24 protein-coding genes, 6 tRNA genes and 1 pseudogene are annotated in these 25,086 nt (G+C 44.7%); 4 read left to right on the top strand and 27 right to left on the bottom strand.

The window, feature by feature from the left end; genetic code table 11:
- Positions 1-176 precede the first annotated feature (176 nt).
- From licT to NLX78_RS08260, 4 genes and pseudogenes are all read right to left on the bottom strand, one after another.
- Entirely contained in the window at positions 177-1,007 is an 831-nt protein-coding gene (licT, locus tag NLX78_RS08275) for a BglG family transcription antiterminator LicT (RefSeq protein WP_235308397.1), read from the bottom strand.
- Positions 1,008-1,284: 277 nt separating this feature from the next.
- A complete protein-coding gene (locus NLX78_RS08270; protein ID WP_254350130.1) occupies positions 1,285-2,724 on the bottom strand; it encodes a 6-phospho-beta-glucosidase in 1,440 nt (479 codons plus the stop codon).
- Positions 2,725-3,641: 917 nt separating this feature from the next.
- The gene (locus tag NLX78_RS08265) at positions 3,642-4,430 is read right to left on the bottom strand and encodes a TrmH family RNA methyltransferase (protein ID WP_254350129.1); all 789 of its coding nucleotides are present in this window, start codon (positions 4,428-4,430) and stop codon (positions 3,642-3,644) included.
- Positions 4,431-4,508: 78 nt separating this feature from the next.
- Positions 4,509-5,174 (bottom strand): annotated as a pseudogene (locus NLX78_RS08260) (potassium channel family protein); the annotation flags it as partial.
- A gap of 160 nt (positions 5,175-5,334) precedes the next feature.
- On the opposite strand from NLX78_RS08260, the gene NLX78_RS08255 reads away from it, so the two are divergent.
- A complete protein-coding gene (locus NLX78_RS08255) occupies positions 5,335-5,568 on the top strand; it encodes a small acid-soluble spore protein SspI (RefSeq protein ID WP_254350128.1) in 234 nt (77 codons plus the stop codon).
- Between the two features lie 151 nt (positions 5,569-5,719).
- Here the strand turns inward: NLX78_RS08255 and NLX78_RS08250 are convergent, their stop codons facing one another.
- From NLX78_RS08250 to NLX78_RS08240, 3 genes are all read right to left on the bottom strand, one after another.
- The gene (locus NLX78_RS08250) at positions 5,720-7,300 is read right to left on the bottom strand and encodes a peptide chain release factor 3 (protein ID WP_013311888.1); all 1,581 of its coding nucleotides are present in this window, start codon (positions 7,298-7,300) and stop codon (positions 5,720-5,722) included.
- A gap of 308 nt (positions 7,301-7,608) precedes the next feature.
- Entirely contained in the window at positions 7,609-9,165 is a 1,557-nt protein-coding gene (gene zwf / locus NLX78_RS08245) for a glucose-6-phosphate dehydrogenase (protein ID WP_254350127.1), read from the bottom strand.
- A gap of 187 nt (positions 9,166-9,352) precedes the next feature.
- Positions 9,353-10,117: a YwmB family TATA-box binding protein gene (locus NLX78_RS08240; protein WP_250260447.1), complete on the bottom strand. Its 765-nt coding sequence runs from the start codon at positions 10,115-10,117 to the stop codon at positions 9,353-9,355.
- A gap of 247 nt (positions 10,118-10,364) precedes the next feature.
- Here NLX78_RS08240 and NLX78_RS08235 point away from each other — a divergent pair, with 247 nt between their 5' ends.
- The gene (locus NLX78_RS08235) at positions 10,365-10,808 is read left to right on the top strand and encodes a hypothetical protein (protein ID WP_254350126.1); all 444 of its coding nucleotides are present in this window, start codon (positions 10,365-10,367) and stop codon (positions 10,806-10,808) included.
- Positions 10,809-10,883: 75 nt separating this feature from the next.
- Here the strand turns inward: NLX78_RS08235 and NLX78_RS08230 are convergent, their stop codons facing one another.
- From NLX78_RS08230 to NLX78_RS08165, 14 genes are all read right to left on the bottom strand, one after another.
- Entirely contained in the window at positions 10,884-11,534 is a 651-nt protein-coding gene (locus NLX78_RS08230; protein WP_013372995.1) for a response regulator, read from the bottom strand.
- Positions 11,512-12,591 carry a sensor histidine kinase gene (locus tag NLX78_RS08225; RefSeq protein ID WP_023990236.1) on the bottom strand — a complete coding sequence of 360 codons (1,080 nt, stop codon included), beginning with the start codon at positions 12,589-12,591 and terminating at the stop codon, positions 11,512-11,514. Before NLX78_RS08225 ends, NLX78_RS08230 begins: the two co-directional genes overlap by 23 nt.
- A gap of 16 nt (positions 12,592-12,607) precedes the next feature.
- Positions 12,608-13,255 carry a cell wall-active antibiotics response protein LiaF gene (gene liaF, locus NLX78_RS08220; RefSeq protein ID WP_061829897.1) on the bottom strand — a complete coding sequence of 216 codons (648 nt, stop codon included), beginning with the start codon at positions 13,253-13,255 and terminating at the stop codon, positions 12,608-12,610.
- 149 nt (positions 13,256-13,404) lie between these two features.
- The gene (locus tag NLX78_RS08215) at positions 13,405-14,109 is read right to left on the bottom strand and encodes a PspA/IM30 family protein (protein WP_061829898.1); all 705 of its coding nucleotides are present in this window, start codon (positions 14,107-14,109) and stop codon (positions 13,405-13,407) included.
- A complete protein-coding gene (locus NLX78_RS08210) occupies positions 14,109-14,597 on the bottom strand; it encodes a PspC domain-containing protein (protein ID WP_013311896.1) in 489 nt (162 codons plus the stop codon). Before NLX78_RS08210 ends, NLX78_RS08215 begins: the two co-directional genes overlap by 1 nt.
- A gap of 7 nt (positions 14,598-14,604) precedes the next feature.
- Entirely contained in the window at positions 14,605-15,276 is a 672-nt protein-coding gene (locus NLX78_RS08205) for a PspA/IM30 family protein (RefSeq protein WP_013311897.1), read from the bottom strand.
- Positions 15,277-15,368: 92 nt separating this feature from the next.
- Positions 15,369-15,680: a LiaF transmembrane domain-containing protein gene (locus tag NLX78_RS08200; RefSeq protein ID WP_254350264.1), complete on the bottom strand. Its 312-nt coding sequence runs from the start codon at positions 15,678-15,680 to the stop codon at positions 15,369-15,371.
- A gap of 127 nt (positions 15,681-15,807) precedes the next feature.
- A complete protein-coding gene (locus NLX78_RS08195) occupies positions 15,808-17,034 on the bottom strand; it encodes an MFS transporter (protein WP_254350125.1) in 1,227 nt (408 codons plus the stop codon).
- 152 nt (positions 17,035-17,186) lie between these two features.
- Positions 17,187-17,738, bottom strand: a complete 552-nt coding sequence (locus NLX78_RS08190) for a TetR/AcrR family transcriptional regulator (protein ID WP_039272741.1) — start codon at positions 17,736-17,738, stop codon at positions 17,187-17,189.
- Between the two features lie 314 nt (positions 17,739-18,052).
- Complete coding sequence (locus NLX78_RS08185; RefSeq protein ID WP_013373004.1) at positions 18,053-18,292, bottom strand: NifU family protein; 240 nt, start codon at positions 18,290-18,292, stop codon at positions 18,053-18,055.
- Positions 18,293-18,613: 321 nt separating this feature from the next.
- Complete coding sequence (gene sufB / locus NLX78_RS08180; protein ID WP_023990245.1) at positions 18,614-20,011, bottom strand: Fe-S cluster assembly protein SufB; 1,398 nt, start codon at positions 20,009-20,011, stop codon at positions 18,614-18,616.
- Between the two features lie 43 nt (positions 20,012-20,054).
- On the bottom strand, positions 20,055-21,362 hold the full coding sequence (gene sufD, locus NLX78_RS08175; RefSeq protein WP_483311673.1) for a Fe-S cluster assembly protein SufD: 1,308 nt from the start codon (positions 21,360-21,362) through the stop codon (positions 20,055-20,057).
- A gap of 23 nt (positions 21,363-21,385) precedes the next feature.
- On the bottom strand, positions 21,386-22,162 hold the full coding sequence (gene sufC / locus NLX78_RS08170; protein ID WP_023990247.1) for a Fe-S cluster assembly ATPase SufC: 777 nt from the start codon (positions 22,160-22,162) through the stop codon (positions 21,386-21,388).
- The gene (locus tag NLX78_RS08165) at positions 22,143-22,664 is read right to left on the bottom strand and encodes a MarR family transcriptional regulator (protein ID WP_023990248.1); all 522 of its coding nucleotides are present in this window, start codon (positions 22,662-22,664) and stop codon (positions 22,143-22,145) included. Before NLX78_RS08165 ends, sufC begins: the two co-directional genes overlap by 20 nt.
- A 220-nt stretch (positions 22,665-22,884) precedes the next feature.
- Here NLX78_RS08165 and NLX78_RS08160 point away from each other — a divergent pair, with 220 nt between their 5' ends.
- Both NLX78_RS08160 and NLX78_RS08155 read left to right on the top strand, forming a co-directional pair.
- Positions 22,885-23,037, top strand: coding sequence for a hypothetical protein (locus NLX78_RS08160; RefSeq protein ID WP_254350124.1), 153 nt, complete (start codon positions 22,885-22,887; stop codon positions 23,035-23,037).
- A gap of 711 nt (positions 23,038-23,748) precedes the next feature.
- Positions 23,749-24,246 carry a tyrosine-type recombinase/integrase gene (locus NLX78_RS08155; protein ID WP_254350123.1) on the top strand — a complete coding sequence of 166 codons (498 nt, stop codon included), beginning with the start codon at positions 23,749-23,751 and terminating at the stop codon, positions 24,244-24,246.
- Positions 24,247-24,503: 257 nt separating this feature from the next.
- Here the strand turns inward: NLX78_RS08155 and NLX78_RS08150 are convergent.
- The 6 genes from NLX78_RS08150 to NLX78_RS08125 all read right to left on the bottom strand — a co-directional run bounded on the left by NLX78_RS08150 (position 24,504) and on the right by NLX78_RS08125 (position 25,008).
- Positions 24,504-24,582 (bottom strand) — tRNA-Leu (locus tag NLX78_RS08150).
- An 11-nt stretch (positions 24,583-24,593) separates the two neighbouring features.
- Positions 24,594-24,668, bottom strand: a tRNA-Cys gene (locus NLX78_RS08145).
- Positions 24,669-24,680: 12 nt separating this feature from the next.
- Positions 24,681-24,752 (bottom strand) — tRNA-Gly (locus tag NLX78_RS08140).
- Between the two features lie 7 nt (positions 24,753-24,759).
- A tRNA-Gln gene (locus NLX78_RS08135) sits at positions 24,760-24,834 on the bottom strand.
- A 10-nt stretch (positions 24,835-24,844) separates the two neighbouring features.
- Positions 24,845-24,917 (bottom strand) — tRNA-His (locus tag NLX78_RS08130).
- A 17-nt stretch (positions 24,918-24,934) separates the two neighbouring features.
- A tRNA-Trp gene (locus NLX78_RS08125) sits at positions 24,935-25,008 on the bottom strand.
- Positions 25,009-25,086 lie beyond the last annotated feature (78 nt).

Here is a 25,086-nt window from a genome sequence, read left to right as displayed (position 1 = left end):
GGGCACTTTAGTCCCGCGATTTTTCATGACTTAGGTTTTGCCTGCATAACCAGTAACAATCCCAGTTAAAACTTATTAAATTCCTGTTACTCTCATAATATAATCATTCTACCATATTTGTCAACAAAAACTTTTAATCGTCTATTCTTGGTCCTTTTTCGTTGAAAACGTTCGACTTATCTGTTCACCACCCGTTCAATATGCACGGTCAGATACAATTTTTCTTCGTTCGTCAATTCGTGGTTGTATTCTTTTTGCACAAAAGTTCCGATTTTCTCTGTACAAGCAGCCGCTTCCTTATGCTTTTCCTTAATCATGTCATACAAATGATCATAGTTATTTTCGTAGTGATTTCCCTTAAATACGCGCTGGGCGAAAAATTTCAGATGCGTAATAAAACGGAAATAGCTCAGAGAGTCCTCGTCGAACTCCACCTTAAAATGATATTTTGCGATATTGATAATTTGCTGGATAAACTTCGTGATACTCATGGTCGTAATGACTTCCTCGTTCATTTCAGCATTCACGATGTGAATCGCAATATAAGCCGCTTCGTCCACAGGCAGTTCAATACCGAGCCTTTGTTTAATTTGTTCCAACGTTTTCAGACCCATCGCGAATTCTTCTTTGTACAGTTGCTTGACTTCCCACAATAACGCGTTTTTGATTTCCAATCCTTCCCGGTATCTTTCAACAGCGAAATTGATATGATCAGTCAGCGAAACATAAATATTTTCGTTCAGCTTTCTATTCAGATTATGCTTGGCGTCATTAATGACTTCCTCCACAATCACAATCAAATCAAGCGGTACCTCACGCAACAGCATTTTAAAGTTATCGGACGTCTGCTTGTTTTTCAGAGCAAATACCTTCTGAATTCTGGTTTCGTCTACTTTGTCTCCAGGCTTTTTCTTAAAAGCAATCCCCCGACCCATCACCACGAGTTCGGTGCCGTCCGTCTGGTAGACGCTGATTACATTGTTGTTAATGACCTTTGCTATGTTCATCTCGATCCCCCGTTCCATATGCCAGCAAGAGCCACACATGCTCCATCCTCTTTATTGTAAACAGAAAAAAAACCGAAGCACGCCAAATAAACAAGACTGTAACATCCGCTTATTCGTGGCTTAGGTTTTGCCTGCTACGCAGTAACAATCCTAAAAATGATGGAATTGCGTCAAGTATAGCCCGAAGATGAACGATTGTCAACGCTTTCAATGAAGAAACGGTGATCGGAAATCCCCGTGGGCCCGGGACGTCCGATCCTATTTACTTGTGGTACGATTATTCGCCCAGATTTTCGCCGTCGGAATGAATTACATTTTTGTACCAGTGGAAGCTTTTCTTTTTAATACGTTTCAACGAACCGTTGCCTTCGTTGTCACGGTCCACATAAATATAACCATAGCGCTTTTTCATCTCTCCTGAGGAAGCGCTGACAATGTCAATAGGTCCCCAACTTGTGTAACCGATAATTTCGACTCCGTCTTGAAGAGCCTCACCCATTTCGGCAATATGCCACTTGAGATAGTCGATCCGGTAATCGTCGTTAACTTCTCCTTCAGGCGAAACCACATCATTGGCACCAAAACCGTTTTCCACTACGAACAGTGGCTTTTGGTAACGGTCATGCAATTGGTTGGCTGTGATGCGGAAACCTTTGGGATCGATCGTCCAGCCCCATTCGGACTTGTCCAGATATGGATTGGCTACGGAACCAAATACATTACCACTGGTCATGTTCTTGACGATTTCCGGGTCTGTGCTGGTCGTCCGGCTCGAATAATAGCTGAATCCGATATAGTCAACGGTATGATCTTTCAGAATGGCTGCGTCGCCTGATTCCATCTCAATGTTTAATCCATGGTCCTTGAAGAAGCGCTTCGCATAACCAGGATATTCGCCGCGTGACTGTACATCAATAAAGAAGTAGGACTCGCGGTCTTTTTCCATGCCCTGATATACATCTTCGGGATTACATGTATACGGATAGAAGCTGCCGGCAGCAAGCATACAGCCAATCTGGGCATCCGGGATAATCTCGTGACACGCTTTAACAGCCAGCGCACTTGCGACAAGCTGATGATGTGCAGCCTGGTACTGAATTTGTTTAACGTTTTCACCTTCTTGAAAAACAAGACCGGCACCGAGAAACGGCAAATGGAGAAGCATGTTAATCTCGTTGAATGTCATCCAGTATTTCACTTTATCCTTATAGCGGGTGAATACTGTTTTGGCATAGGTTTCAAACAGGCCTACCAGCTTCCGGCTCCGCCAGCTTCCATATTTCTCGACCAGATCTACCGGCACGTCAAAATGAGCGAGGGTAACGACTGGCTGAATGCCATGTTTATGCAACTCGTCGAACAAATCATCGTAGAATTGCAAACCTGCTTCATTGGGAGTAGCGTCTTCTCCCGTTGGAAAAATACGAGCCCAGGCAATGGAAACACGCAGCGCCTTGAAGCCCATTTCTGCAAATAGCGCAATATCCTCGCGATAGTGATGATAGAAATCAATGGCTTCGTGGGAAGGATAGAATTCGCTTTCAAGTGGAGTCAGCGAGGGAACATTTCCTTTCATTATGCTTCTTCTCTTCTCTCCGGTAGGCAGCAGATCCACTAGACTCAATCCTTTACCGTCTTCCAAATAAGCACCCTCGGCCTGATTGGCAGCAAGAGCACCTCCCCATAAAAAGTCTTTAGGAAAAATATAACTGGACATAAACATTCTCCTTCCAAATGTGTGATAAAAGGGGTAGCGAAGGGTGATAGACAATAAAAAAACCCAAACCAGCCTGTATACACTTACAGTGTAAACAAGCCAATTCAGGTTATGCCCTATCGGTAACATCCCATGAAAAGGTTATACGTATTTGATTGAAACTCTAACAAAGATTTGGGAACCTGTCAAATTCATTTGATAAATAACACGCAATTAACCAACCAACAGCATTACTTCAATCGCCTATTGGGTAATGAAAAGAACCATGAAAGAGACCTCAGATAAACGACTTTGCAAAAGATACCTGGCTGTTCGCCTTCGTCTGGAAGGGCACATGTTTTCGGAGATCGGTGATCTACTCAGTCGCTAATTAAAATATTTTGTTGCAAGAAATTTAGAAAATCCCTTTGCATAGAGCCAAGAGGTATAATTTTTTTGATTATCTTGAACCTCCAATGCTGTCCTTTACTGTTAAATGACCATATTGCAGAAGACAGATATATGGAATGATATTTTTGTTCTTGTATATCAGCTACTTCAAATTCAACTTTTTGTACTACTTTAGTGGAAAATAGATTCAGGAAAAGGATAATAATTTTATCATTATTTAGGAGTAATATAGCCCGACTTGTCCAAGCCGAAAGGCTTTGAGGAGTTGAATAGCAGATAAGCATGTTAGGTTCTCTATGCGATTCAGTTAGCTTATTAATAGTTTTTTTGTTAATGAATATCATAATCAAATACCTTTCTATTTGGAATTCAAATGAAATAGCTTTTTAGAATATTTATTCAAAATTCCAATTGTTTATGATAAGAGCAAATATATTATATAAGCGTAGATGTTCCTAATCTCATTTGACAATATAATTAGTCTCAATTGATGTTATAAACCGCACACCTGCACCCGTGTTCTTCTCTTAGTTTCGTTGTCTCATCGCCTCAAATAATAGCACTGTAGAAGCCATCGCTGCGTTTAGCGATTCCGCTTGCCCCTGCATCGGAATGAATACCGACTCATCCACCATGCGAGCGGTAGCAGCAGAAATCCCTTGGCCTTCGTTTCCGATTACAAGCCAAGTGGAAGCGCGCAAATCTATGGTATAGCATGACAAGCTCGCATCCAGCGAGGTGCTGAGCAAGCGGGCACCTTTACTTTTGGCCTGCGGTAAAAGCTCCTCCAGGCTGCCTTCAATCACCGGCAGGTGAAACAACGATCCCATTGTGGAGCGGATCGTTTTGGGATTGTACAGGTCGGCGCAGCCATGACCCAATATTACGCCTGCGGCTCCAGCAGCGTCCGCGCTGCGGATGATGGTGCCTACATTGCCGGGGTCCTGCACCCCGTCCAGCACCATCACCAGTGCATCCGGCTGCTCCAGCAATGCCGGGAATGCACTGCGCTCCTCCTTACGCACGATGGCAAAGACCGACTGCGGCGTCTTCGTATCGGTGCATTTTGCAATGACCGCCGCTGACACGGGAACCCATTCCACCGGCTGGTCGGCTTGATCTAGGCCATTCAGCTCGTCGGGAATGCCCTTGTCCAAATCATAGGCGACGGTTTCGACAGCCACGTCCGAACGCAGCGCTTCCTGCACCAGATGAATACCTTCGACAATATATTTATGCTTCCGCGTGCGATGCTTTTTCTCCAGCAGTTGCGCCCACTCTTTTACACGCGCATTATTCGGTGAAATGATTTCCATTCGTTTAACCTACCGTTTCTTTGGTCCTTTTCTTTAAACATAAATGATGTATCACTTTTGCTTTAACACCAAGCCTCATTAGGCTGCAAAAGCCAGCTCCAGCTTGGTCAGATCATCCTTGTGGCCTACAATGACCAGCACATCACCCGACTCCAGACGATCTTCGGCATAAGGTGAAATGTTCATTTCCTGATTTCTGCGAATCGCCATCACATTACAGCCGAAGCGTGCGCGTATGTCGAGCTCTTTGAGATTTTTTCCAATCATGGAATCGGCGGCTCTCATCTCCAAAATACTGTAGTCCTTGGACAGCTCGATATAATCCAAAATGTTGGGAGATGTCAAATGATGGGCTACCCGCAACCCCATATCCCGTTCAGGATAAACGACTTTATCCGCACCTATTTTTTGCAGCACTTTCCCATGCAGTTCATTTTGTGCCTTGACCACAAGAGCGGGTACGCCCATGTCCTTGAGAATCAATGTCGTCAGAATACTGGCCTGTATATCTTCACCAATCGCAACTACGATTACGTCAAAATTACGGATACCCAGCGCTCGCAGCGCTTCCTCATCCGTCGAGTCGGCAGACACCGCATGCGTCACAATATTCGACATTTCCTGTGTACGCTGCTCGTCCGAGTCAATAGCCAGCACATCAAAACCCATCTCACTCAGCGCACTGGCAACACTGGAACCAAAACGGCCCATACCAATGACCGCATACTGTTTTTTTGCCATTCCTTCTTTACCTCCCGATCACCATACTGTCCGTCATAGTATAGCATATCATGCTACAAACATAAATTTTGACATACTTATTCCAAATGCTTCTTCATGTATACTGGGCAACAGCCCAAGCCATAATACACTCGACCACTACTACAACATACGGGAGGTACACATGCCCATTACAATGGATTTACGACAAGCGATTGTCCACAAAGTTCACGGCAAATCAGAATCTGATCTTACGGATATGATTATTGGGTCAGTGAATGGACCAGAGGCTGCTTTGCCTGGATTAGGTGTCATTCTTGAAATCGCTTGGAAGCATATGAGCCCAAGCCAGCAGCAGGAGTTCGTCCATTTGGCACATGAACAAATCGATAAAATCAAACCCGTACCTTTAACCTAGCTCTAGCTATTTAACATTTGGTTCCGATTTAATTGTGCTCATTATTTTACCCGTATTCGAAAATGAGAATAGTCCACTCGCATTAACATCGAGTGGACTATTCGTTGTATACATTAAATGACCGAGATCAAACTGTTCTGCTTATTCAATCTTATGGAGCCATTTCTAAGAACTTAGCTGTCGGATTTTTCTCCATAGCCGTACGCATGGCATACTCGTTTTCGAACAAGGCGACATAATTGCCCTTCTTATCCTTTACCAGTGTAGAGTTAATACGGAACTTGCTCGGATCAATCTGATCATCCACAATCCAACGTGCAAATTGGAATGGCATACGCTGAAGCTGTACATCAACGCCATATTCACCCTTCATGCGGTACTCAAATACTTCAAATTGCAGTTGGCCGACAACACCCAATAACGTATCGTCAAAGCTTACCGTACGGAACACCTGAATCATACCTTCCTCGGTCAACTGATCAATACCCTTCAGATACTGTTTGTGCTTTAAGGCATTTTTCACCGTTACCTTGGCAAAAATCTCAGGCGAGAAGGTCGGCAATTCATCAAACACAACCTCGCTACCTTGGCTGAGTGAATCACCAATACGGAAAATACCCGGGTCAAATAATCCTATAATATCGCCAGGAAAAGCCTCCTCGACAATATCACGGTCCTGTGCCAGGAACTGCTGTGGCTGAGATAGCTTAATCTCCTTGCCCATCCGTACATGCTTAACACTCATCCCGCGTTGAAACTTACCGGAGACAATACGCAAAAATGCAATACGGTCACGGTGAGCCGGGTTCATGTTCGCTTGGATTTTAAATACATAGCCAGTAAACTTTTCATTTGTTGGCTCAATTTCCCCGGCTGTACTACGGCGCGGCTCCGGTTTAGGAGCAAGCTGAAGGAAGTTTTCCAAAAATGTTTGTACACCAAAATTATTAATCGCACTGCCAAAGAATACAGGTGTTAATTCTCCGCGCTGTACTTTCTCCATGTCAAAAGGGTCACCCGCGACGTCAAGCAACTCCAAGTCTTGGCATAATTGGTCATGCAAATATTCGCCCGCCATCTCACGAATGATCGGATCATTGTAATCTTCCACTTTCTGTACTTTGATCGTGGAATGATCATCTCCCTGAAACAGCTCGACCTGATTTTTGACACGGTCATAGACACCGCACAGCTCGCGTCCTGTACCAATCGGCCAATTCATAGGCACCGAACGGATGCCAAGCACCTGCTCCAGCTCTTCCATCAAATCAAAAGGACTGCGTCCCTCACGATCCAGTTTGTTAATGAAGGTGAAAATCGGAATTCCACGCTTCGCACAAACTTGAAACAGCTTAATCGTTTGCGCTTCCACACCTTTCGCTACGTCAATCAGCATGACTGCACTATCTGCTGCTGTTAATGTACGATACGTGTCTTCACTGAAATCCTGGTGACCTGGGGTGTCCAGAATGTTGATGCGGTGACCATTATAATCAAATTGCATTACTGAGGATGTTACAGAGATCCCCCGCTGTTTTTCAATCTCCATCCAGTCACTCGTAGCGTGTTTGCTTGCTTTACGCGCTTTAACTGAACCCGCAAGACGAATCGCGCCCCCGAACAGCAGCAGCTTTTCCGTCAGTGTCGTTTTACCCGCATCCGGGTGAGAAATAATCGCAAACGTACGCCGTTTGTCGACTTCCTGTTGAAGTATATCTGTTGTTTTACTCATTTCACATATCCCTTCATGATCAAATCCATTGCATTACTGCTCAAACTATTCATAAAAAGGCCATGATGCACGCCTGTTTTCATAAGTTCATCGGCTCTATCGGCTATATTGCCGTTAGCTCCAGTATTCGGCGTACTCCGTTACCATATTCATTATAAATACGATCTATTTACATGTTTTAGCCTGCCTTTAACTTATAATCAGTTGCAAACTGAAAACCTGAGACTAAGCTATTATAGCACACTCCGAACGCAAAGCATCCCCTTACGTCCTGAACAGGACATAGGGGGATGCAGGACAAATCGGGATTACTGAACGCCGCCTACTCGCCAGATGACATTATCTTCATCCTGACCGCTAACCGGCCACCACTTGAAGCCATCCTGCTCCAATAGCTTGTGAGCACCTTCCGGTCCCCATGAACCCGCAGCATAGGTTTCCAGCGTATCCGGGGTCTGCTGCCATGCTTTGGCGATTCGATCGACGAATCCCCATGCCGTGGCAACCTCATCCCAACGTGTGAAGTACGTCGAATCACCCTCAATTGCATCCATCAGCAACCGTTCATAAGCCTCCGGTGAGTTGATACCCACCATACAGCTTTGGCAAAAATCCATAGCCAGTGGCTCAATATCTGATTCCGAACCGGGTTTCTTGGCATTGATTTTAATGTAAATGCCCTCCATTGGATTGACCCGAATCACGAGCAAATTCGGTTCCAGCTTATGCTTTTGACCGAGGTACACGTTCGTTGGCATGCTCTTAAATTCCACAACAATCTCCGTTGTTTTTACAGGGAGACGTTTGCCCGTACGGATATAGAACGGTACGCCAGACCAACGGAAATTATCAACAAACACGCGTGAAGCAAAATAAGTCTCTGTGTTCGACTGTGGATCAACCTTGTCTTCTTGGCGATACCCCGGCAACTGCTGACCGCGATAACTGCCTTCGGTGTATTGACCACGCACCACATTGGTTTTCACATCCTCAGACGTTTCAAAAGGGCGCAGCGAACGCAGCACTTTTACCTTTTCATCACGGATATCCTCAGGCAACAAGCGACTAGGTGGCTCCATCGCAATCATCGTTAGCATTTGCAACATATGGTTCTGTCCCATATCCCGCAAGGCGCCGGAATGATCGTAGTAACCTCCGCGTTCCTCCACCCCTACCGTTTCACTAAGCGTAATTTGCACATTGGCAATATGCTTATTATTCCACAGTGGTTCAAAGAAGGCATTCGCGAAGCGGATCACCTCAATATTTTGTACCATTTCCTTGCCAAGATAGTGATCAATCCGATAAATTTCTTCTTCGGCAAATACTTCTCGTATTTCAACGTTCAATTCTTGTGCAGATACGAGGTTATAACCGAATGGCTTCTCAATCACCAGGCGATTCCAGCCCTTTCCATCCATCATGCCGCCATCTTTCAAACTCTTCGACACGCTTCCGAATAACTCAGGAGCCAAGGCCAAATAAAACAACCGATTTCCCGGTATGTTAAACTTGCTTTCTATAGACTCCGTCTGCTGTCTCAGCTCATGGAACCCTTCGACATTGTTGATATCCAGCGATTTATATTCAAAATGCTCGGCAAATGCCTGCCATTCTTGATCATTTTCTGCTTTGTAGCGACTAAACTCCTGTATGGAAGCATACAGGTCATTACGGAATTCTTCTTCTGTGCGAGGACGCCTTGCTACACCAATAACGGCAAAATCGTCAGCAAGCTTGCCTTCGCGGTACAAGCTGTAAATAGCAGGAAAAAGCTTGCGACGAGCCAAATCGCCCGTAGCGCCAAAAATAAACAGAACTGCGCCTTGCGTCACAACAGATTCTTTAACAGGTATGTCAGCCATGAAGTACCTCATTCTTCCCATGTCAAGATTCCGCAATCCACAATCCCCGAAATCTGCATGTAGTATTGTGTATATTTATACAAGATCATACTTGATTTTCGAAAAACATGGAACTAAAGATTTGTTGATATTTTATCATATCCTACATGGATAAGCTATCCGATGAATCATAAATTTACCTTATAAGTCAGTATTCAATCGTGATAAGCGGGAAACCGAGTGTTATACGTGTATCCTGCTGCTCCCTATCTTCATGTACAGCCATCTGCATCTGGACCTGATGCTCACCGCTTTGAACCATTAACGGCAGCTCTGGAGCTTCATAGGATATAGCCACAGTAGTAGCATCCGTATATCTTTCTTTGGCCTGCATGGAGATGTTCCCTGCTAAGCTCGCCTCTGTCAGTTTCAACAGTTGATCTTTGGATTCCTTTGTATGCAGCAAACGCTGAAGGGCCGTGTTCCACTGTGCTTGAATTCCCATAGACTTTAATTGCTCAGCACAAAGCTTATGAAGCTGAATTAACCGCTCACGTCCTGCATCATTGCTCTCCAGTTGAACAACTACATACCATTGTCCAGTTTGACGTTCCATCACATTTAAGCGGATTCTTAGATCCTCACTATCACGAACAGAACGATAAACCGTGTGTCCATTTTCTACGAGTTTGTTTACTGTGGGTATATTCAGCTGATCAGCTATCTGTGCCGCCACATCTGCTGGCTCTTCATGGTTAGAAATCCAATCGCCTTGCCACTTCACAACCAGCTTATCCAACGTACCCGGGGTCTGATCCGAGATGATTAACAATGAGCGTAAAGCCGTTTCTGCCTCGCGGGAGTCATTTCGGTTTGTCTGAAGGGTTCCGTAACGCCAGCCAGCTAGTACCAGCACCGTTCCTAATACCAAAATTGCAATAATCCCCTTTTTAATCAGCTCTGCTTTTAACATTATCGTTCCCCCCGCTCCACAACCATCCGTTTCCCACACCTACGCTCTGAATACTTTCTTTTTCGGCTGGATTGAAATCTATGAATCTATCAATAGCATTCCCATTGTCAGAGGTTTTATACACACAGCACTACGGCCAAGCCCTTCTAAAATATTCATCTGCCTACTGGGTGTTCGACCATACATCGTAGGCACCGTAAGAATAGACTATGATCACAATGCATCTTACACCAAAAGAGGTGAAATCATGTTTCCGATTTATCCTGTAAATGAAGCCAATGTGGCACCTCATGGTGGACGTCTGGTCTGTGCCGTTATGCGTGATGGTACACGACACATCGGCATCTTAAGTGGGTGTAGCAAAGGCAAGCTGATGTTGAACGGATATCCACCTTCTTTTCCTGGGAGTCTTTATGCCGGGAGCTACAGTAACAAAGGAAAACAAACCCCGAAAAAGATTTCCTCTAAAAAGAAAAAAAAGAATCCTAAAAACAAAGCTCGTACCTCGGCCAAACTAAATGCCTTAATTAAGTCGCCCAACGCACCTCTGAGCCCATCCTTTCCTTATGACGCAGGCGGATTTGCTGGAAATGGCAGAACAGGCTATCGCGGTGGGTACGGCGGATATGGATACGGGGCAGGGCTTGCATTAGATCTGGCTTTAATCGCCTTTTTATTCCTCCTGATCTAAACAACTTGTTATGGAACACAAAAAAACCGGAGGACTATTGTCGTCTCCGGTTCTTTGTATTCGTTTATTCTACTTCTACTCTGCTAATCCGTTCTTATAGGCATAGATCGCCGCCTGTGTACGGTCTTCCACTCCTAATTTAGCGAGAAGGTTCGTGACATGGAATTTTACCGTCTTAATCCCGATAATCAGCTCATCTGCGATATCCTGGTTAGACTTCCCTTGTGCCAACAGGCGAAGCACCTCCATCTCACGATCAGTCAGCTCCGTATGCGCGGGTGCCTCAGCCTGTGGCTGGCGGAATCGATTCATCATCTTGGAGGCCACCTGTGACTCTAGTACGGACTGTCCGCGTGCAGCTGCACGGATCGCATCCGCTATCTCGGAAGCACGAGACGTTTTGAGCAAGTAGCTGAATGCCCCTGCCTCAATGACCGGATACATTTTCTCATCGTCCAAATAACTCGTCAGCACAATCACCTTGGTCTCTGGAAGCAGGCGAGTTACTTGGCGTGTCGTTTCGATGCCATCCATGCCATCCATGACCAGATCCATCAAAATCACATTTGGCTTGTATTCAGAAGCCAACCGTATGCCTTCTTCTCCGCTTCCGGCCTCGCCGACCACTTCAATACCTTCTTCCGTCCCCAGCACCGCCGCAAGACCAATCCGTACCATTTCATGGTCGTCTACCAGCAGTACGCTAATCGGTAATTCCGTTTCCATGATCATCGTTCCTTCCGCTTTCATCATTAATAACTGGCACGGACACCTCGATCCGTGTTCCTTTTCCCGGAGCCGTTATATACTGAATAGCTCCCCCAATCTCACTGACCCGCTCCTGCATTGTGGATAATCCATATGAAGTCTGCTTTTTCTCATCCAGTTCAAAACCAATACCGTTATCCCGAATCGTCAGCCTGATAGAATCCGGGCGTTGCACGATACGAATTTCCATGCGGGTTGCTTTGGCATGGCGCAATGTATTAGACATCGCTTCCTGAACAATGCGAAACAAGTGGTTCTCAATGCCTTTAACCAACTGTACTCCGCTTTCAATTTCAAAATCAATCTCCATCGGTACCTTTGCCTGCAACTCTTGTACCAAATCACGCAAACCCTGCTCAAGCCGTTTCCCTTCCAGATAGACAGGCCGCAGATGAAGTAGTAACGCCCGCATTTCGGATTGTGCCACGGAAGACATTTCTTCAATTAGCGCAACTTGCCGCTGCGCTTTATCAAAATCCTTATCCAGCGTCCTCCCCACAGCCGTCGCCGTCATTGAAATAGCAAATAATTGCTGTGATACGGCGTCATGCAACTCTCTGGCCAGCCGCTGCCGCTCCTCCACAATCGCAGTCATCCGTGCCTGTTCTGCCAGCTGAGCATTATCCGTAGATAAGCGTTGTAAAGACGTAACTTGTTCCTGCCATTTACGCCCAATCCGTTCCAGCTGCTCTCCCAACCTGCCAAGCTCATCATGCCCTAGGGGCGGCAACTCACGTGCTGGCGTTCCCTTTTCCCACATCAGCAACGTCTCTCTCAACATTTCCAGTCTGCTTTTAAAGCGGTAGCTTTCATAAAATCCGTACATTGCCCCTGTACCAATCAACACCAATATAACGGCTCCTGCAACTTTCAATATCATTCCCCAGGTTGGGAACGACTTCACATATCCATATGTATACAACATATAAAAGACAACTACGCCCACAACAACACACAGGAGGATACCTTCACCCATACTGCGGGTTACCATGTTGGACGTTTTTTTATGATTCATCCCGGCTCCTCCTGATTCAATAAAATCGGACGCGGACATCGCCCGCCAAGTACGAAACGACAAACTTCACTTTATACTCACTCTGCTCAAAATGGGGAGACTTCCAAACCAGTCGATTGAGCATCCCCGCCTCATGATCCCGGTCAAACTGAATCTGTCCGAACAATATGAACATCTCCACCTCTACACCGTAATTATCCGGTAGGGTGATGTCAATGTCACCGAAGATCCCCTGCAAAAATATGACGGGCTCACGTTCCTCTGGGAGAGCCAACGTCAGGTCGGCATCCACGTCCCCAACCACATGCCATATGCTTGTGCTGCGCAGGCTCCAAGGCACTTCATCCCATTTATGATTGGATATAAAATTGTGCTTGAATATGGAGCTTTGACCTTTATGCAGCTTCCTTGAACGTGAATAGAATACAGCTAATGATGCTAGTGTAACTACCACAAACAGGAACAAATGATCCAGTACTAACAGTCCAGCACCAATCGCAAGCATCGTGTAGCCCTTTTTGATTTTGGAATTGCGGATCTTATATATTCCGGCCAACATTAGGATCAGTGCAACCACGGAGAGGAACCCAATCCACTGACCGAATAAAATGATAATCCCGATGCCAATCCCTGCCAGTGCCAAGGCTGATTTTCTTCTCTCCATGCTGCACCCCCTTTTTGTTTATACAGGACGGAAAAGCCATAGTGGCGCAACATTCCGCCATATGGCTTTCCTGAACCATACAGATTAGGCACGATCATCGACCAATGTCCATTCCATACAGCATATCATAATGTCTTGTTTCCGAGTAGTCAGTCCTTCTTCATATCGACTGGTTTAGCACCTGTCTGAATTTTGGACTTAAGCTGTTGAAGCTGCTCATCCACTTTAAACTGTTTTTCAGCCTCAGCCGGATTAACATATGCTTCTCCTGGAGCTTGACGGTAAGGAGCACGCAGTACGTCAGCTTCAGCTTCCATTTGCATGATTTTTTCTTCCATACGGTGGAAGCCCAGTGAAGCAGACCCACTTTCAATCGTGTGCAAACTATTGATTTGAGACATTTGCTTTTTGGCTTTCGCCATTTGAGCACGTGATACCAACTCATTGCGCTTGTTGCGCATTTTATAGAATTCATCTTTCATGTCGTGAAGCTGCTGTACCAATTCTTTTGCTTGAAGCTCAGCTTGTGTATGCAAGTCGCGGTATTCGTCCTGCTTCTGCACAAAATAAATCTTCTCTCCCAACAACTTGCGTGCTACTTCTTCCTGACCATTTCGCAATGCGGATTCAGCTTGTTTCTCACGCTCATTGGATACACGTACCGCTTCCTCCAAACGCTGTTTCATACGTCGTTCATTCGCCATTTGCTTGGCAACCGTTACCTCAGCCTCGTGAATTTCCGCCTCCATATCGCGCAGATATTGATTCAACATAATAATCGGATCTTCCACTTTATCCAACACTTCATTCACCGATGCTCTTGTCATATCCTTCATTCTTTTAAAGATCCCCATTATTTACGATCTCCCTTCTCAAATTGCTCTACTTTTTTGCGTAACTCTGCCAATTCTTTTTTCATTGCCTTTTTCTCGATATCTTCCATCATGGAATCCAGGTCACTGTTCTGACCTGTGTTAAATTTAGATGAGTTGCGGGCATCTTGACCAAAAAACGGGTTCGAATTGCCATATGCACCGCCCTGGTTGTAACCAGTTCCCTGCCCATACTGCGATCTTGTATTGTTACTGCCATAATAGCGTGGATCCTGTTGATTGTAGGGACCGCTGTCAGGGCCAAATCCTCCATCGAAAGGAGATCTCGGCTCCTTGGAGATAACTAGGGCCGCAATTACATAAATCATAAATGTGGTTCCTGCTGTAATAAAGAAACTGATCACAACCAGAATACGAATCCATGTTGAGTCCATTCCTGTTGCGTCAGAAAGACCGCCACATACACCTGTTATTACTCTATCCCGGCTTGATCTGTAAATTCGGGTCATTATCAAATTACTCCTTCCCGCTGTTGTTCAGCTTGCTTTTCAGTCTCGCCCACTCTTGTTCGAGCAGCGATCCACCGCCTTGGGCATCCTGTGCATGGTCGCCCTCACCCCGACGTAAATCACGCAGACTCATCGTTTCTGCTTCCATATCGGCTACCCGGTCTTCCAAGCGGTTGAACATTCGGGGAACATTCCGTCCACCGTATGTACCAGCCCGTTCGTTCATTTGCTGCTGGAGTCTCAACGTCTGTACACGTGCCGCATAATACTGACGCTTGCTGTGTACCGTTTGATATTCTGTCTTTAATGTATCTAGCTGTTGTTCTAGCTCACGTAGTGATTCACGGCTCTGCTCCCACAGTTCTCTATACTGCTCTTCTTTTTCTGCATATAGCATTTTCTCCTGAAGGGCCAGCTTCGCGATATGTTCTTCATCAGCCTTCAAAGCAAGTAGCGCCTGTTCCTCCCGTTTGGTCTGCATGGACAATGCATGATCCAACTGCTGCTTCATCTGTCTTGTATGCATCGCATACTGTTGATGGAGTTTTTCCGCTTCGGCAATTTCCTGGCGGGTATTATACAAGAACTGGTCAATCAGTTGCACTGGGTCTTGACTTTGTTCCAAATGCTCATTAAAGGTCGCTACCGTGATATCGCGCATTCTTCGAAAAACACTCATTTGCGTCTGCTCCTTTCACAATTCGTATCCCATAATTCAACAATTCAACACTTCGTTACTGCAATCTTTCTTCATTCGCCAAACTGCTAAAATCAGTAACGTCTTCTGCGGTCACTCAGCAGGGAAACACCAAATATGATTAACCCGATTGCCAGTAGCGGTCCCAGAAGCCAGGACAGTTTGCCAAGCAAAATCAGTACCCCAAGTACAAGTACGATCCAGCCGAAGATCGCATTTCCTTTTTTCACACCGTAGTAGCCTAGCATGACCATAGCTATCGGAATTAAGTAACCAATCAGATGTCCTAAAAAGTGACCGAAAAACGGAGTAAACTTACCGAGCAGCATAATCGAACCCAACACGATCAGTACAATGGCTAACCCATTCCCTTTGTTAACTCTCATCATCTCTCACCGCCTTTCACTGTGTCTTGCTTATGTCCTTATTGTACGCTGAACAAGCGTTTGACAAAACGGACCCCAGACGGTTTTTGAACCTAGACCTAAGTCGGGGATGAGTATAGACCTGCGGCTATCCTCCTCTATGCTGTTCTGCTGCACGGGCTATCGAGTGTTGCTCACCTGCTTGCTTGGAACGTAGTGAAAGGACGAGACAAGCCAGTAACGCTATAGCTGCAACCATATAAGGCAGATTAATATGAACATCGAACAGCAATCCCGCAACAAGCGGTCCAATCACATTACCCAAGCTGGTATAGGACGAGTTCATGCCTGCCACAAAGCCTTGCTCATCTCCAGCCTGCCGCGATAGAGAAGTGCTTACTGCCGGACGAAGGATATCCATAGCCAGAAAAATGATGAAGGTCGTCAGCATAATCATCACGTACTGTTCAGCAAATAGGGTTAGAAAAATGAACAGGCCCCCAATAGCCAAACAGAGGTGAATTACTTTTTTCTCTCCAAAACGATTAATGATCCATCCAAATATAGTCGCTTGGACAACTGCTCCCAAAATGGAGCCTGTCGTTATGATGATGGCAATATCCATCGGTGTAAAACCATATTTATGGTCAACAAACAGTCCAAATACTGTTTCAAAGTTCGCTAACCCAAAAGCAACGACAAATACAATGAGTAAACCCATGAAATATGGAGATTGATATGACTTGGCAAATTGCTGCAAAAGATTTTCTTTTTGACGTGGAAGCTCTCTATTATATTGTTGCTTTTCCTTGCTTAAAGACTCAGGCAGTACTAACAGAGACAAGATAGCTGCTATTCCCGCAGCTCCTGCTGCCGCAAAAAAGGGAATGCGTATTCCATATGTGGCAAGCAATCCGCCAATCCCTGGCCCGATTATGAAGCCTGTGTTGATCGCTGCATTGATCATGCCCATTCCCTTGCCTCTTTCCTCAAACGAGGTCACGTCAGCAACATAGGCCATAATAGAAGGAGTAAGTAACGCAGCCCCTGCTCCACCCATGATTCGTGCTATGAACAGGGTAGGAATGGAATTTGCCAGTCCAAAAACAAGCTCTGATAACATGAAGATGAACATCCCAGAAACAATTAACTTTTTACGTCCATAACGATCAGACAACTTTCCTGACAATGGTGATAACAAAAGCTGTGTCAACGCAAAAGCTGCAACCATCAGTCCCATCGAGGAACCAGTCATCCCTAGCTCACTTATAAACTTAGGTAACACAGGGACAACCAATCCAATCCCCATGAATGCCAAAAAAATGTTAAGCATCAATAACAGCATTGCTCCTCGATTTCTTGTGAGTATAGACATATTTCCACCCTTCCTTTTCCGTATCTCTTTATTCAACATTAGGTAAACTTCATTATTCTTTTTCAAAAACAATTGAAACTAAAATTGTTTTCTTAGTTTTCATATAAAAAAATGGCCTCTTCAAATATGCAGCATATTGATGAGGCTATTTTTTATTTTTCGACCAATCCGAACAACAAAATATCTACAATAGAATAAGTTGCTTCCTCTACCGTCACACTGTTATCCAGAAAGAAACGCTGATCAAGCGTTAAATTTACAGATTCAATAATAAGCTTCATGATCAGAGCCTCATTTTTGTTCACAATAATTCCTTCTCGGATGCCTTCCTGAATTAATGTTCTAATCGGAGACCAGTCATTTAAATCGGCATGTACCCTTTTCCATTGCTCAGGATAATACTTTTTCATCTGGTCCAATATTCTTAAATCGTAAAACTTATAATACAGAGGCATGACCCTAATCGACTGCTTAATCTTGTCTAACAAAGATAACTCATTATTTTCGATAATTTGCTCAGTTTTTCGAATCATATCATCATTTGTACGCTCAATAAGTGTTTCTAAAATAAGCGTCTTAGACGAAAAATTTTCATACAATGTACGCTTACTAATAGCGAGTCTTTTCGCAAGATCATCCATAGTAAATTTCAATCCATTTTCATGAACTTCATCTACAAAAGCCTCCAAAATTCTTTCCTGCATATTCGTCCTCATTTCTCTCGTACTTAATAAACTGAAAATGTTTTTTCAGTACCACCATCTTACTATAAGATCAAAGACCGGGTCAAATTTAAATCTATTGAGAAAACCTAAGCAAAGTTCTTCCCTCAACTAATCTAAATCCAAGTTAGTTTTGTTCCTTAAATCATGAATATGAATAATAAAAAGGATGATAAAATGCTTTTAAGCATTTTATCATCCTTTGTGTATACCGGCGAGAGGACTCGAACCTCCATGGTTTCCCACTCGATACCGAATATAATCTTGATAATACCTTGTTTGATGAAGTGGAAATTTTAGAATACTTGTACAACTTCTTTAATATCATCAATTTCCTCAAGAATTGCGCGCTCAATAGCAACCTTTAACGTAATCGTAGCACTTGGGCAACCATTGCAAGCTCCCAAAAATCTTAATTTTGCTATACCGTTCTCAACCTCGACCAGTTCAGCATCTCCACCGTCCCGCAGTAAGAAAGGGCGTAGTTTGAGAAGAACTTCCGATACTTCATCGAATAAAACTCCATTTTCATCCATTATGTCAACTCCTCCCATTGTTTTACCAACCGTCAATTCAGACCTTTTTTCACCCTAGATCGTCTGAGTGATTCTTTGCTTTTTGCCTAAGAGTGGCCTCTTGATCCGAAAGTTCCCTTATAAGCGTATAAATAGAGTCTAAAGGTATCATCACACCACAACTTGCGCTCAATCCTGACAGCATATAGAAGCAGAACTGAAGTTTTCGTATCTCTCGGGTAATTTGAGCTAGTTCTGAATCGTCCGAATTATTTTTCTTCATTACTAGCACCTCGCACTTCTTTAAAGAATGATAAAGGTTTGATCTATTAAATTAATGAATCAACCGATGCTTCCTTCCATCTCAAATTGAATCAACCGATTCATTTCAACGGCATATTCCATTGGCAATTCTTTGGTAAACGGTTCAATAAAGCCCATTACAATCATTTGTGTAGCATCTTGTTCTGTAAGCCCGCGGCTCATTAAGTAAAACAATTGTTCCTCGGACACTTTGGATACTGTTGCCTCGTGCTCCAAAGTAATCTGATCGTTTTTAATTTCATTGTACGGAATCGTATCTGATGTTGACATGTTGTCCAATATCAACGTATCGCACTTAATATTGGACTTGGACCCTGCGGAATCGCGGCTGAAGCTGGACAACCCTCGGTAGTTTACTTTTCCGCCCTGCTTGCTGATGGATTTGGATATAATCGTAGATGTTGTCTCGGGAGCAAGGTGAATTACCTTCGCGCCAGCATCTTGATGCTGATCTTTACCGGCTACGGCAATAGACAGGATGGACCCCTTGGCTCCCCGTCCTTTCAATAATACTGCCGGATACTTCATTGTTACCTTGGAGCCGATGTTGCCGTCCACCCATTCCATTGTGGCATTTTCTTCTGCCACAGCCCTTTGGGTTACCAAGTTGTAGATATTAGGAGCCCAATTCTGAATGGTCGTGTAACGGACACGGGAATCTTTCCGGCAAATAATTTCAATAACTCCACTATGCAGAGAACTGGTACTATAAATAGGTGCTGTACATCCTTCAACATAATGGACAAAGCTGCCCTCTTCGGCAATAATTAATGTCCGCTCGAATTGACCCATATTTTCAGAATTAATACGGAAATAACCTTGTATAGGAACCTCGCACTGAACACCCTTCGGAATGTATACAAAGCTACCGCCTGACCAAACCGCACTATTAAGCGCCGCAAATTTATTGTCGGCGGGAGGGATGATCGTCCCAAAATGTTGCTTAAACACTTCGGGGTATTGCTTTAATGCACTATCCGTATCAAGGAAAATAACGCCCTGATCCTCCAGTTCTTTCCGCATGCTGTGATAAACTACTTCCGACTCATATTGAGCGGATACGCCCGCCAGGAACTTTTGCTCCGCTTCAGGGATTCCCAGCTTGTCAAAGGTTGCTTTGATCTCGGAAGGAACCTCCTCCCAGGTCTTTCCCTGTTTTTCAGAAGGGCGAACGTAATACTGGATGTCATCAAGATTTAGCCCGGTCAAATCCGCTCCCCATTCAGGCATCGGCATTTTGTAGAATTGATTCAAAGCTTTCAACCGAAAATTGAGCATCCACTCCGGCTCTTCCTTGATCCGGGAAATTTCCCGGACAATCTCTTCCGTCAGACCTTTTCCAGATTGAAAAATAGACTGGTGCTTGTCGCGAAACCCATATTTATATTCGCCCATATCTGGTGCTTTTTTAGCCATTAGTATCACTCCTTTTTAACCTTTCAAGATTCATTTTGATTTGCTATGATCTGCCTAGCTTGCTTTCCACTAAATCTTTTAGGCGACTGCGAACACCTTCCAGCGGGATCTCCGAAATGACAGGAGCGAGAAATCCGAAAATAACAAGATGTTCGGCTTCACTCCGTGATATCCCGCGCGACATCAGATAATAGATTTGCTCTGCATTTACTTGCCCCACGGATGCAGCATGACCCGCGGTTACATCATCCTCATCTATCAGCAGGATCGGATTGGCATCGCCGCGAGCTTTAGGACTTAGCATAAGCACGCGTTCTGTTTGCTGACCATCACAATGGGTTGCGCCTTTTTCAATCTTTGTAATGCCGTTGATAATGGCCGTAGCTTCTTCAAGCATGACTGCACGCGTAATCATCTGGCTTACCGAGCTTCTGCCAAAATGCTGAGCTTGAGTTGTATAGCTCGATTTTTGATTGCCTGTGCCAATAGCAATCACCTTATTGTCGGAGACCGCCCCGTTGCCTTGTAGCAAAGTCTTGGTATCGCTGGCGGTATAACCATTGTTCATCTCACCGATAATCCATTCCACACCCCCATCAGCAAGAACGACCGCCCGTCGCTGGGTGAAATCTGTTGTAGTTGCAGCAAGCTGATGAACCGAAGCTACTTGCACCTTTGAGCCCGCCCCCGCGAAGACCTCCGTCACACCGTTATGCAATACCTTGACATCATCACCACTCGATACACAATTATCCACATAAGTGATCTTGCTGTTGCTCCCTGCCACAATTAAGACGTGAGGAGCAAAACACACACCGCTTGTATCGTTAAGAAAGATCGCTTGAATAGGTGCTTCAACCTCTACACCGTCTGGGACATATAGAAAAACGCCACCACTCCATAAGGCACTGTGTGCAGCAGATAAACGATGTTCTTCTAGCTTTACTGCCTGAAAGAGATAACGTTGAACCAGCTCCTCATGTTCTTTTGCCGCAGTATGCAGATCCGTTAAAATGACTCCCTGGGCGGCTAAGCTCTCGGACAATTTCGTATACACTACATCCGAGTTGAACTGAACGATTAGCCCGCCTTTCACCGGAGAAGCAACCAAACCTCGAACAACCTCCGGCGCTTCCTCCAAACTAGACCACGCATTCTCAGCTTTGTAATCTCCACTTTCGTAGATATCCCATTTTTCAAGATTGATTTTCTCCACTTTAGGCAACTCCAGCGTCCCTGCCAGTTCGAGTGCGTGAACGCGGCGTTCAATCAGCCAACGAGGTTCATCCTTAGCGCTTGACCATGCGCGTAAATCGTCCACATTCATTGAAACTCTAGCTTGTATATCCACGTGCTGTTCCTCCTCTCCGGCTTTTAAGCTTCCCTTACCGTCTCATCCGTAATCCCAAGTTCCTCCTTCACCCAATCGTACCCTTCAGCCTCCAAACGGTGTGCAAGCTCCGGACCGCCAGATTTAACTATCCGGCCTTGCATCATGACATGCACAAAATCCGGGGTAATATAATTCAACAGTCGTTGATAATGGGTGATGATTAAAAAGCCTCTATCCGGGCTGCGCATCTCATTTACGCCATTGGCCACAATACGCAGTGCATCAATATCAAGCCCTGAGTCCACTTCATCCAGGATCACAAACTTGGGTTCAAGTAGCATCATTTGCAAAATCTCATTCCGCTTTTTTTCACCGCCAGAGAATCCCTCATTCAAATAACGATGCACAAATTCCGGGTTCATCTCCAGCCCCTTCATTTTGCTCTCCATTTCACGGATAAAACGGATTAAGGATATCTCATCGCCTTCTTCACGCCGTGCATTGATGGCACTTCTGAGAAAGTCCGAGTTGGTCACGCCAGCAATTTCACTTGGGTATTGCATAGCGAGGAACAAGCCTGCCTGGGCACGCTCATCCACCTCCATCTCCAAAAGGTCTTCATTGTCCAATGTCACCTTACCGCCAGTAACCTCATATTTGGGATGGCCCATTAAAGCTGAAGCCAATGTACTTTTTCCCGTCCCATTAGGCCCCATAATCGCATGAATCTCTCCGCCATGAATCTCCAGTGTGAGCCCTTTTAAAATTTCTTTCCCTTCAATCTTGGATCTTAATTCCTCAATCTTTAATGTCGTCATTTATCGTAAACTTCCCTTCGGAGTATTCTTCGGCACGCGCCACCAAATCACTCATAAATTTTCCAATAGTCTGCAGCTCAACCTCTGAATAGGATTCAATGAATTGGTAAAACCTTTCTTCTTTTTCTTTGTGCAGTTCTTTATGCAAATGATAAACGTGTCTTCCCTTATCCGTTAAACTAAAGTAAATCTCCTTACGATTGCTGTTCAGTTGACTTCTCATAATGAAGCCCATTTCCAGCAGCTTTGCACTAATTTTAGTAATGCTAGCTTTGGACAACCCCATCTTCTCCACAATCCCGGTATGATTTATCGGTTCATAATCACCAATACAATCAATAACGTGTACACTAGTAATATTGTTGGAGAGCATGTCAATCTGGTACTTTCTGGCCTGTTGTCGAAACGAGTTAAATTCTTGTTCAGTATACAGCTCATTCAGATGTAGCATTTTAATATATTGCTCGTAAAGATGACCTTTAAAATGATTTTGAAACTCCAATTTCCCAATCTCCCCTCTCTTGTAGTAGTTGCAGACCAAGTTCAGTGTCACCATTAGATTATTTTTTGTTCACTAGTGAACAAAATCATATTAACACAATTGATATTGATAATCAATATCAATTGTGTTAAATGTGACGCAATTTTGGAGGCGCTTTTCATGGGTTTGTTGTCATTGTCATCGGCCTCATGCTGTGTTTTGACTAGGGCACGTCCCGGAAATGGTTTTGCCTACCTCTGATCAATTCGGCAGCACCCGGATGGATATGGTAACCGAAGCCAAGTCCAATACCGTTGCCTATGAACGTCATGGTACACCTGCCACAGACCGGGGTCGCTACCGTAAAAAGAGGACAAAGGTGGTGCTTGGCTGAGCTGTTTTAAAGCCGTACCGTCGCGTTTGAGTACGCTATCGTGAGCATGTATGGCAATGAATAATCCGTCAGTTACCTGTGTCTGGATATGTTATGGGGCCAAAGAGTATACCAAAAACTGTAGTTTTTGCTGGTGAATCCGAACAGGCGATGCTCCATTCTAGCCAGCACCGATCTGACACTGGAGGCGACCTAGATCATCGAACTTTATACCGCCCGATTCAAAATCAAATGCACCTTCTGGGCGCTAAAGCAATCCATCGGCGGATTCAGCTACCACTTTTGTAGCAAATCCATTCCGAAGCCCAACCGGTATTTGAAAAAGGATCGGGTTCACCCTCTGGAGTTGTTGGAAGAGGAGAAAGCGCAACGGGACATCCGCCTAACTGTAAAGATGAGAATGGTAAACGATAACCAAAATGGATCCCTACGGGGCTTAAGATAAAAGGAACCAAGAAAAGAGCCGAAATCTTGCTTCAGGAAGCCAGGAAGAATTATCATATGGAAGGACAAGCACTCGCGGTTGAAAACGAAGATATGCTGTAAGAGTAAAAGCGGCTACTCCATCCGTTAATAGCAAAAAGCTGTTCGCAGACTTTATGCTTCAATGGTTAGAGATGATGAAAAACAGTATCGGGCTTATCTCCTATATCTCCTATTCCGACACTGTAAAAGGCCGCGTAGATCCTTTTTCCGAGAGAAAGGGATGTATTGCTTGATGATTTAACTACAGAGGATTTTCAGACCTTGTATACCCATGAAATGAATGTGCAAGGTGTCAGCGCCAATACCGTTATTCATTACCACGCGAACATTTGCAGAGCCCTTCAGTATGCCGTGAAAATAAAGCCGATTGTGGCGAATCTCGCTGACTTAGTTGAAAGCCCAAAAAAGAACAATTACGACGTGAACTTCTACAATGCCGAGGAGCTGAATCAACTCCTCGCAGTAATCCGAGGCGAAAGAATTGAGCTTTCCGTTATCCTGGCTGCCTTTTATGGGCTAAGCCGAAGCGAGGTCGTAGGATTAAACTGGTCGGCTATTGATTTATTGAATTGGACTATTAATATTAAACATACCCCCACATCGGGCAATTTGAATGGTAGATATATTGAAATTGAAAAGGACCGAACCAAGAATAAAGCCAGTCGCCGTATACTGCCACTGGTGGACACGTTCTATGAGCTTCTGATTCGTATGAAGGAATAACAGGAATCCTATCGCTTGTCTTCTGACAATTCTTATTGTCTTGAATACCTGGAGTATATTTATGTAGATGTATTAGGGGTAAGCATGAAAAAAGTTCAGGAATGGCTGGGTCACAGTGATTACGCAATAATAGCCAATGTTTATTCGCATTTGGAGTACAACTCGAAAGTATCTTCAGCTCAAACAATGAGTGAGGTACTAAAACTCGAATAAAAAAAGCTCACTAGAGAATGTCTCTAATGAACTCTTTTAGTTAATACCGGCGAGAGGACTCGAACCTCCACGGTTTCCCACTCGATTTTGAGTCGAGCGCGTCTGCCATTCCGCCACGCCGGCGTATTCAATTATGGAGGCGCCACCCAGATTTGAACTGGGGAATAAAGCTTTTGCAGAGCTTTGCCTTACCACTTGGCTATGGCGCCAGAGTGTAACAAAGCGGACGACGGGAATCGAACCCGCGACCCTCGCCTTGGCAAGGCGATGCTCTACCGCTGAGCCACGTCCGCATAAATATGGCTGGGGATATAGGATTTGAACCTATGCATGACGGAGTCAAAGTCCGTTGCCTTACCGCTTGGCTAATCCCCAATAAGTAAAGGGCGGCCGATGGGGCTTGAACCCACGAATGCCGGAGTCACAGTCCGGTGCGTTAACCACTTCGCCACGACCGCCGCAAGTAATGAATGATTGGCAGGGGCAGCAGGAATTGAACCCACACCAACGGTTTTGGAGACCGTTGTTCTACCTTTAAACTATGCCCCTATAAAACTGGTGGAGGATGATGGATTCGAACCACCGAACCCGTAAGGGAGCAGATTTACAGTCTGATGCGTTTGGCCA

It is taken from the genome of Paenibacillus sp. Lou8.1 (assembly GCF_024213565.1).
GTDB classification, from domain to species: Bacteria; Bacillota; Bacilli; order Paenibacillales; family Paenibacillaceae; genus Paenibacillus; species Paenibacillus polymyxa_B.
This window is presented reverse-complemented; position numbering and strand designations above follow the sequence as displayed.

What these genes read in the sequence shown, in the direction of transcription:
- licT (WP_235308397.1), bottom strand. Translation starts at nt 1,007, where the DNA reads ATGAACATAGCAAAGGTCATTAACAACAATGTAATCAGCGTCTACCAG.
- NLX78_RS08270 (WP_254350130.1), bottom strand. Translation starts at nt 2,724, where the DNA reads ATGTCCAGTTATATTTTTCCTAAAGACTTTTTATGGGGAGGTGCTCTT.
- NLX78_RS08265 (WP_254350129.1), bottom strand. Translation starts at nt 4,430, where the DNA reads ATGGAAATCATTTCACCGAATAATGCGCGTGTAAAAGAGTGGGCGCAA.
- NLX78_RS08255 (WP_254350128.1), top strand. Translation starts at nt 5,335, where the DNA reads ATGCCCATTACAATGGATTTACGACAAGCGATTGTCCACAAAGTTCAC.
- NLX78_RS08250 (WP_013311888.1), bottom strand. Translation starts at nt 7,300, where the DNA reads ATGAGTAAAACAACAGATATACTTCAACAGGAAGTCGACAAACGGCGT.
- zwf (WP_254350127.1), bottom strand. Translation starts at nt 9,165, where the DNA reads ATGGCTGACATACCTGTTAAAGAATCTGTTGTGACGCAAGGCGCAGTT.
- NLX78_RS08240 (WP_250260447.1), bottom strand. Translation starts at nt 10,117, where the DNA reads ATGTTAAAAGCAGAGCTGATTAAAAAGGGGATTATTGCAATTTTGGTA.
- NLX78_RS08235 (WP_254350126.1), top strand. Translation starts at nt 10,365, where the DNA reads ATGTTTCCGATTTATCCTGTAAATGAAGCCAATGTGGCACCTCATGGT.
- NLX78_RS08230 (WP_013372995.1), bottom strand. Translation starts at nt 11,534, where the DNA reads ATGGAAACGGAATTACCGATTAGCGTACTGCTGGTAGACGACCATGAA.
- NLX78_RS08225 (WP_023990236.1), bottom strand. Translation starts at nt 12,591, where the DNA reads ATGAATCATAAAAAAACGTCCAACATGGTAACCCGCAGTATGGGTGAA.
- liaF (WP_061829897.1), bottom strand. Translation starts at nt 13,255, where the DNA reads ATGGAGAGAAGAAAATCAGCCTTGGCACTGGCAGGGATTGGCATCGGG.
- NLX78_RS08215 (WP_061829898.1), bottom strand. Translation starts at nt 14,109, where the DNA reads ATGGGGATCTTTAAAAGAATGAAGGATATGACAAGAGCATCGGTGAAT.
- NLX78_RS08210 (WP_013311896.1), bottom strand. Translation starts at nt 14,597, where the DNA reads ATGACCCGAATTTACAGATCAAGCCGGGATAGAGTAATAACAGGTGTA.
- NLX78_RS08205 (WP_013311897.1), bottom strand. Translation starts at nt 15,276, where the DNA reads ATGAGTGTTTTTCGAAGAATGCGCGATATCACGGTAGCGACCTTTAAT.
- NLX78_RS08200 (WP_254350264.1), bottom strand. Translation starts at nt 15,680, where the DNA reads ATGAGAGTTAACAAAGGGAATGGGTTAGCCATTGTACTGATCGTGTTG.
- NLX78_RS08195 (WP_254350125.1), bottom strand. Translation starts at nt 17,034, where the DNA reads ATGTCTATACTCACAAGAAATCGAGGAGCAATGCTGTTATTGATGCTT.
- NLX78_RS08190 (WP_039272741.1), bottom strand. Translation starts at nt 17,738, where the DNA reads ATGCAGGAAAGAATTTTGGAGGCTTTTGTAGATGAAGTTCATGAAAAT.
- NLX78_RS08185 (WP_013373004.1), bottom strand. Translation starts at nt 18,292, where the DNA reads ATGGATGAAAATGGAGTTTTATTCGATGAAGTATCGGAAGTTCTTCTC.
- sufB (WP_023990245.1), bottom strand. Translation starts at nt 20,011, where the DNA reads ATGGCTAAAAAAGCACCAGATATGGGCGAATATAAATATGGGTTTCGC.
- sufC (WP_023990247.1), bottom strand. Translation starts at nt 22,162, where the DNA reads ATGACGACATTAAAGATTGAGGAATTAAGATCCAAGATTGAAGGGAAA.
- NLX78_RS08160 (WP_254350124.1), top strand. Translation starts at nt 22,885, where the DNA reads ATGGTTTTGCCTACCTCTGATCAATTCGGCAGCACCCGGATGGATATG.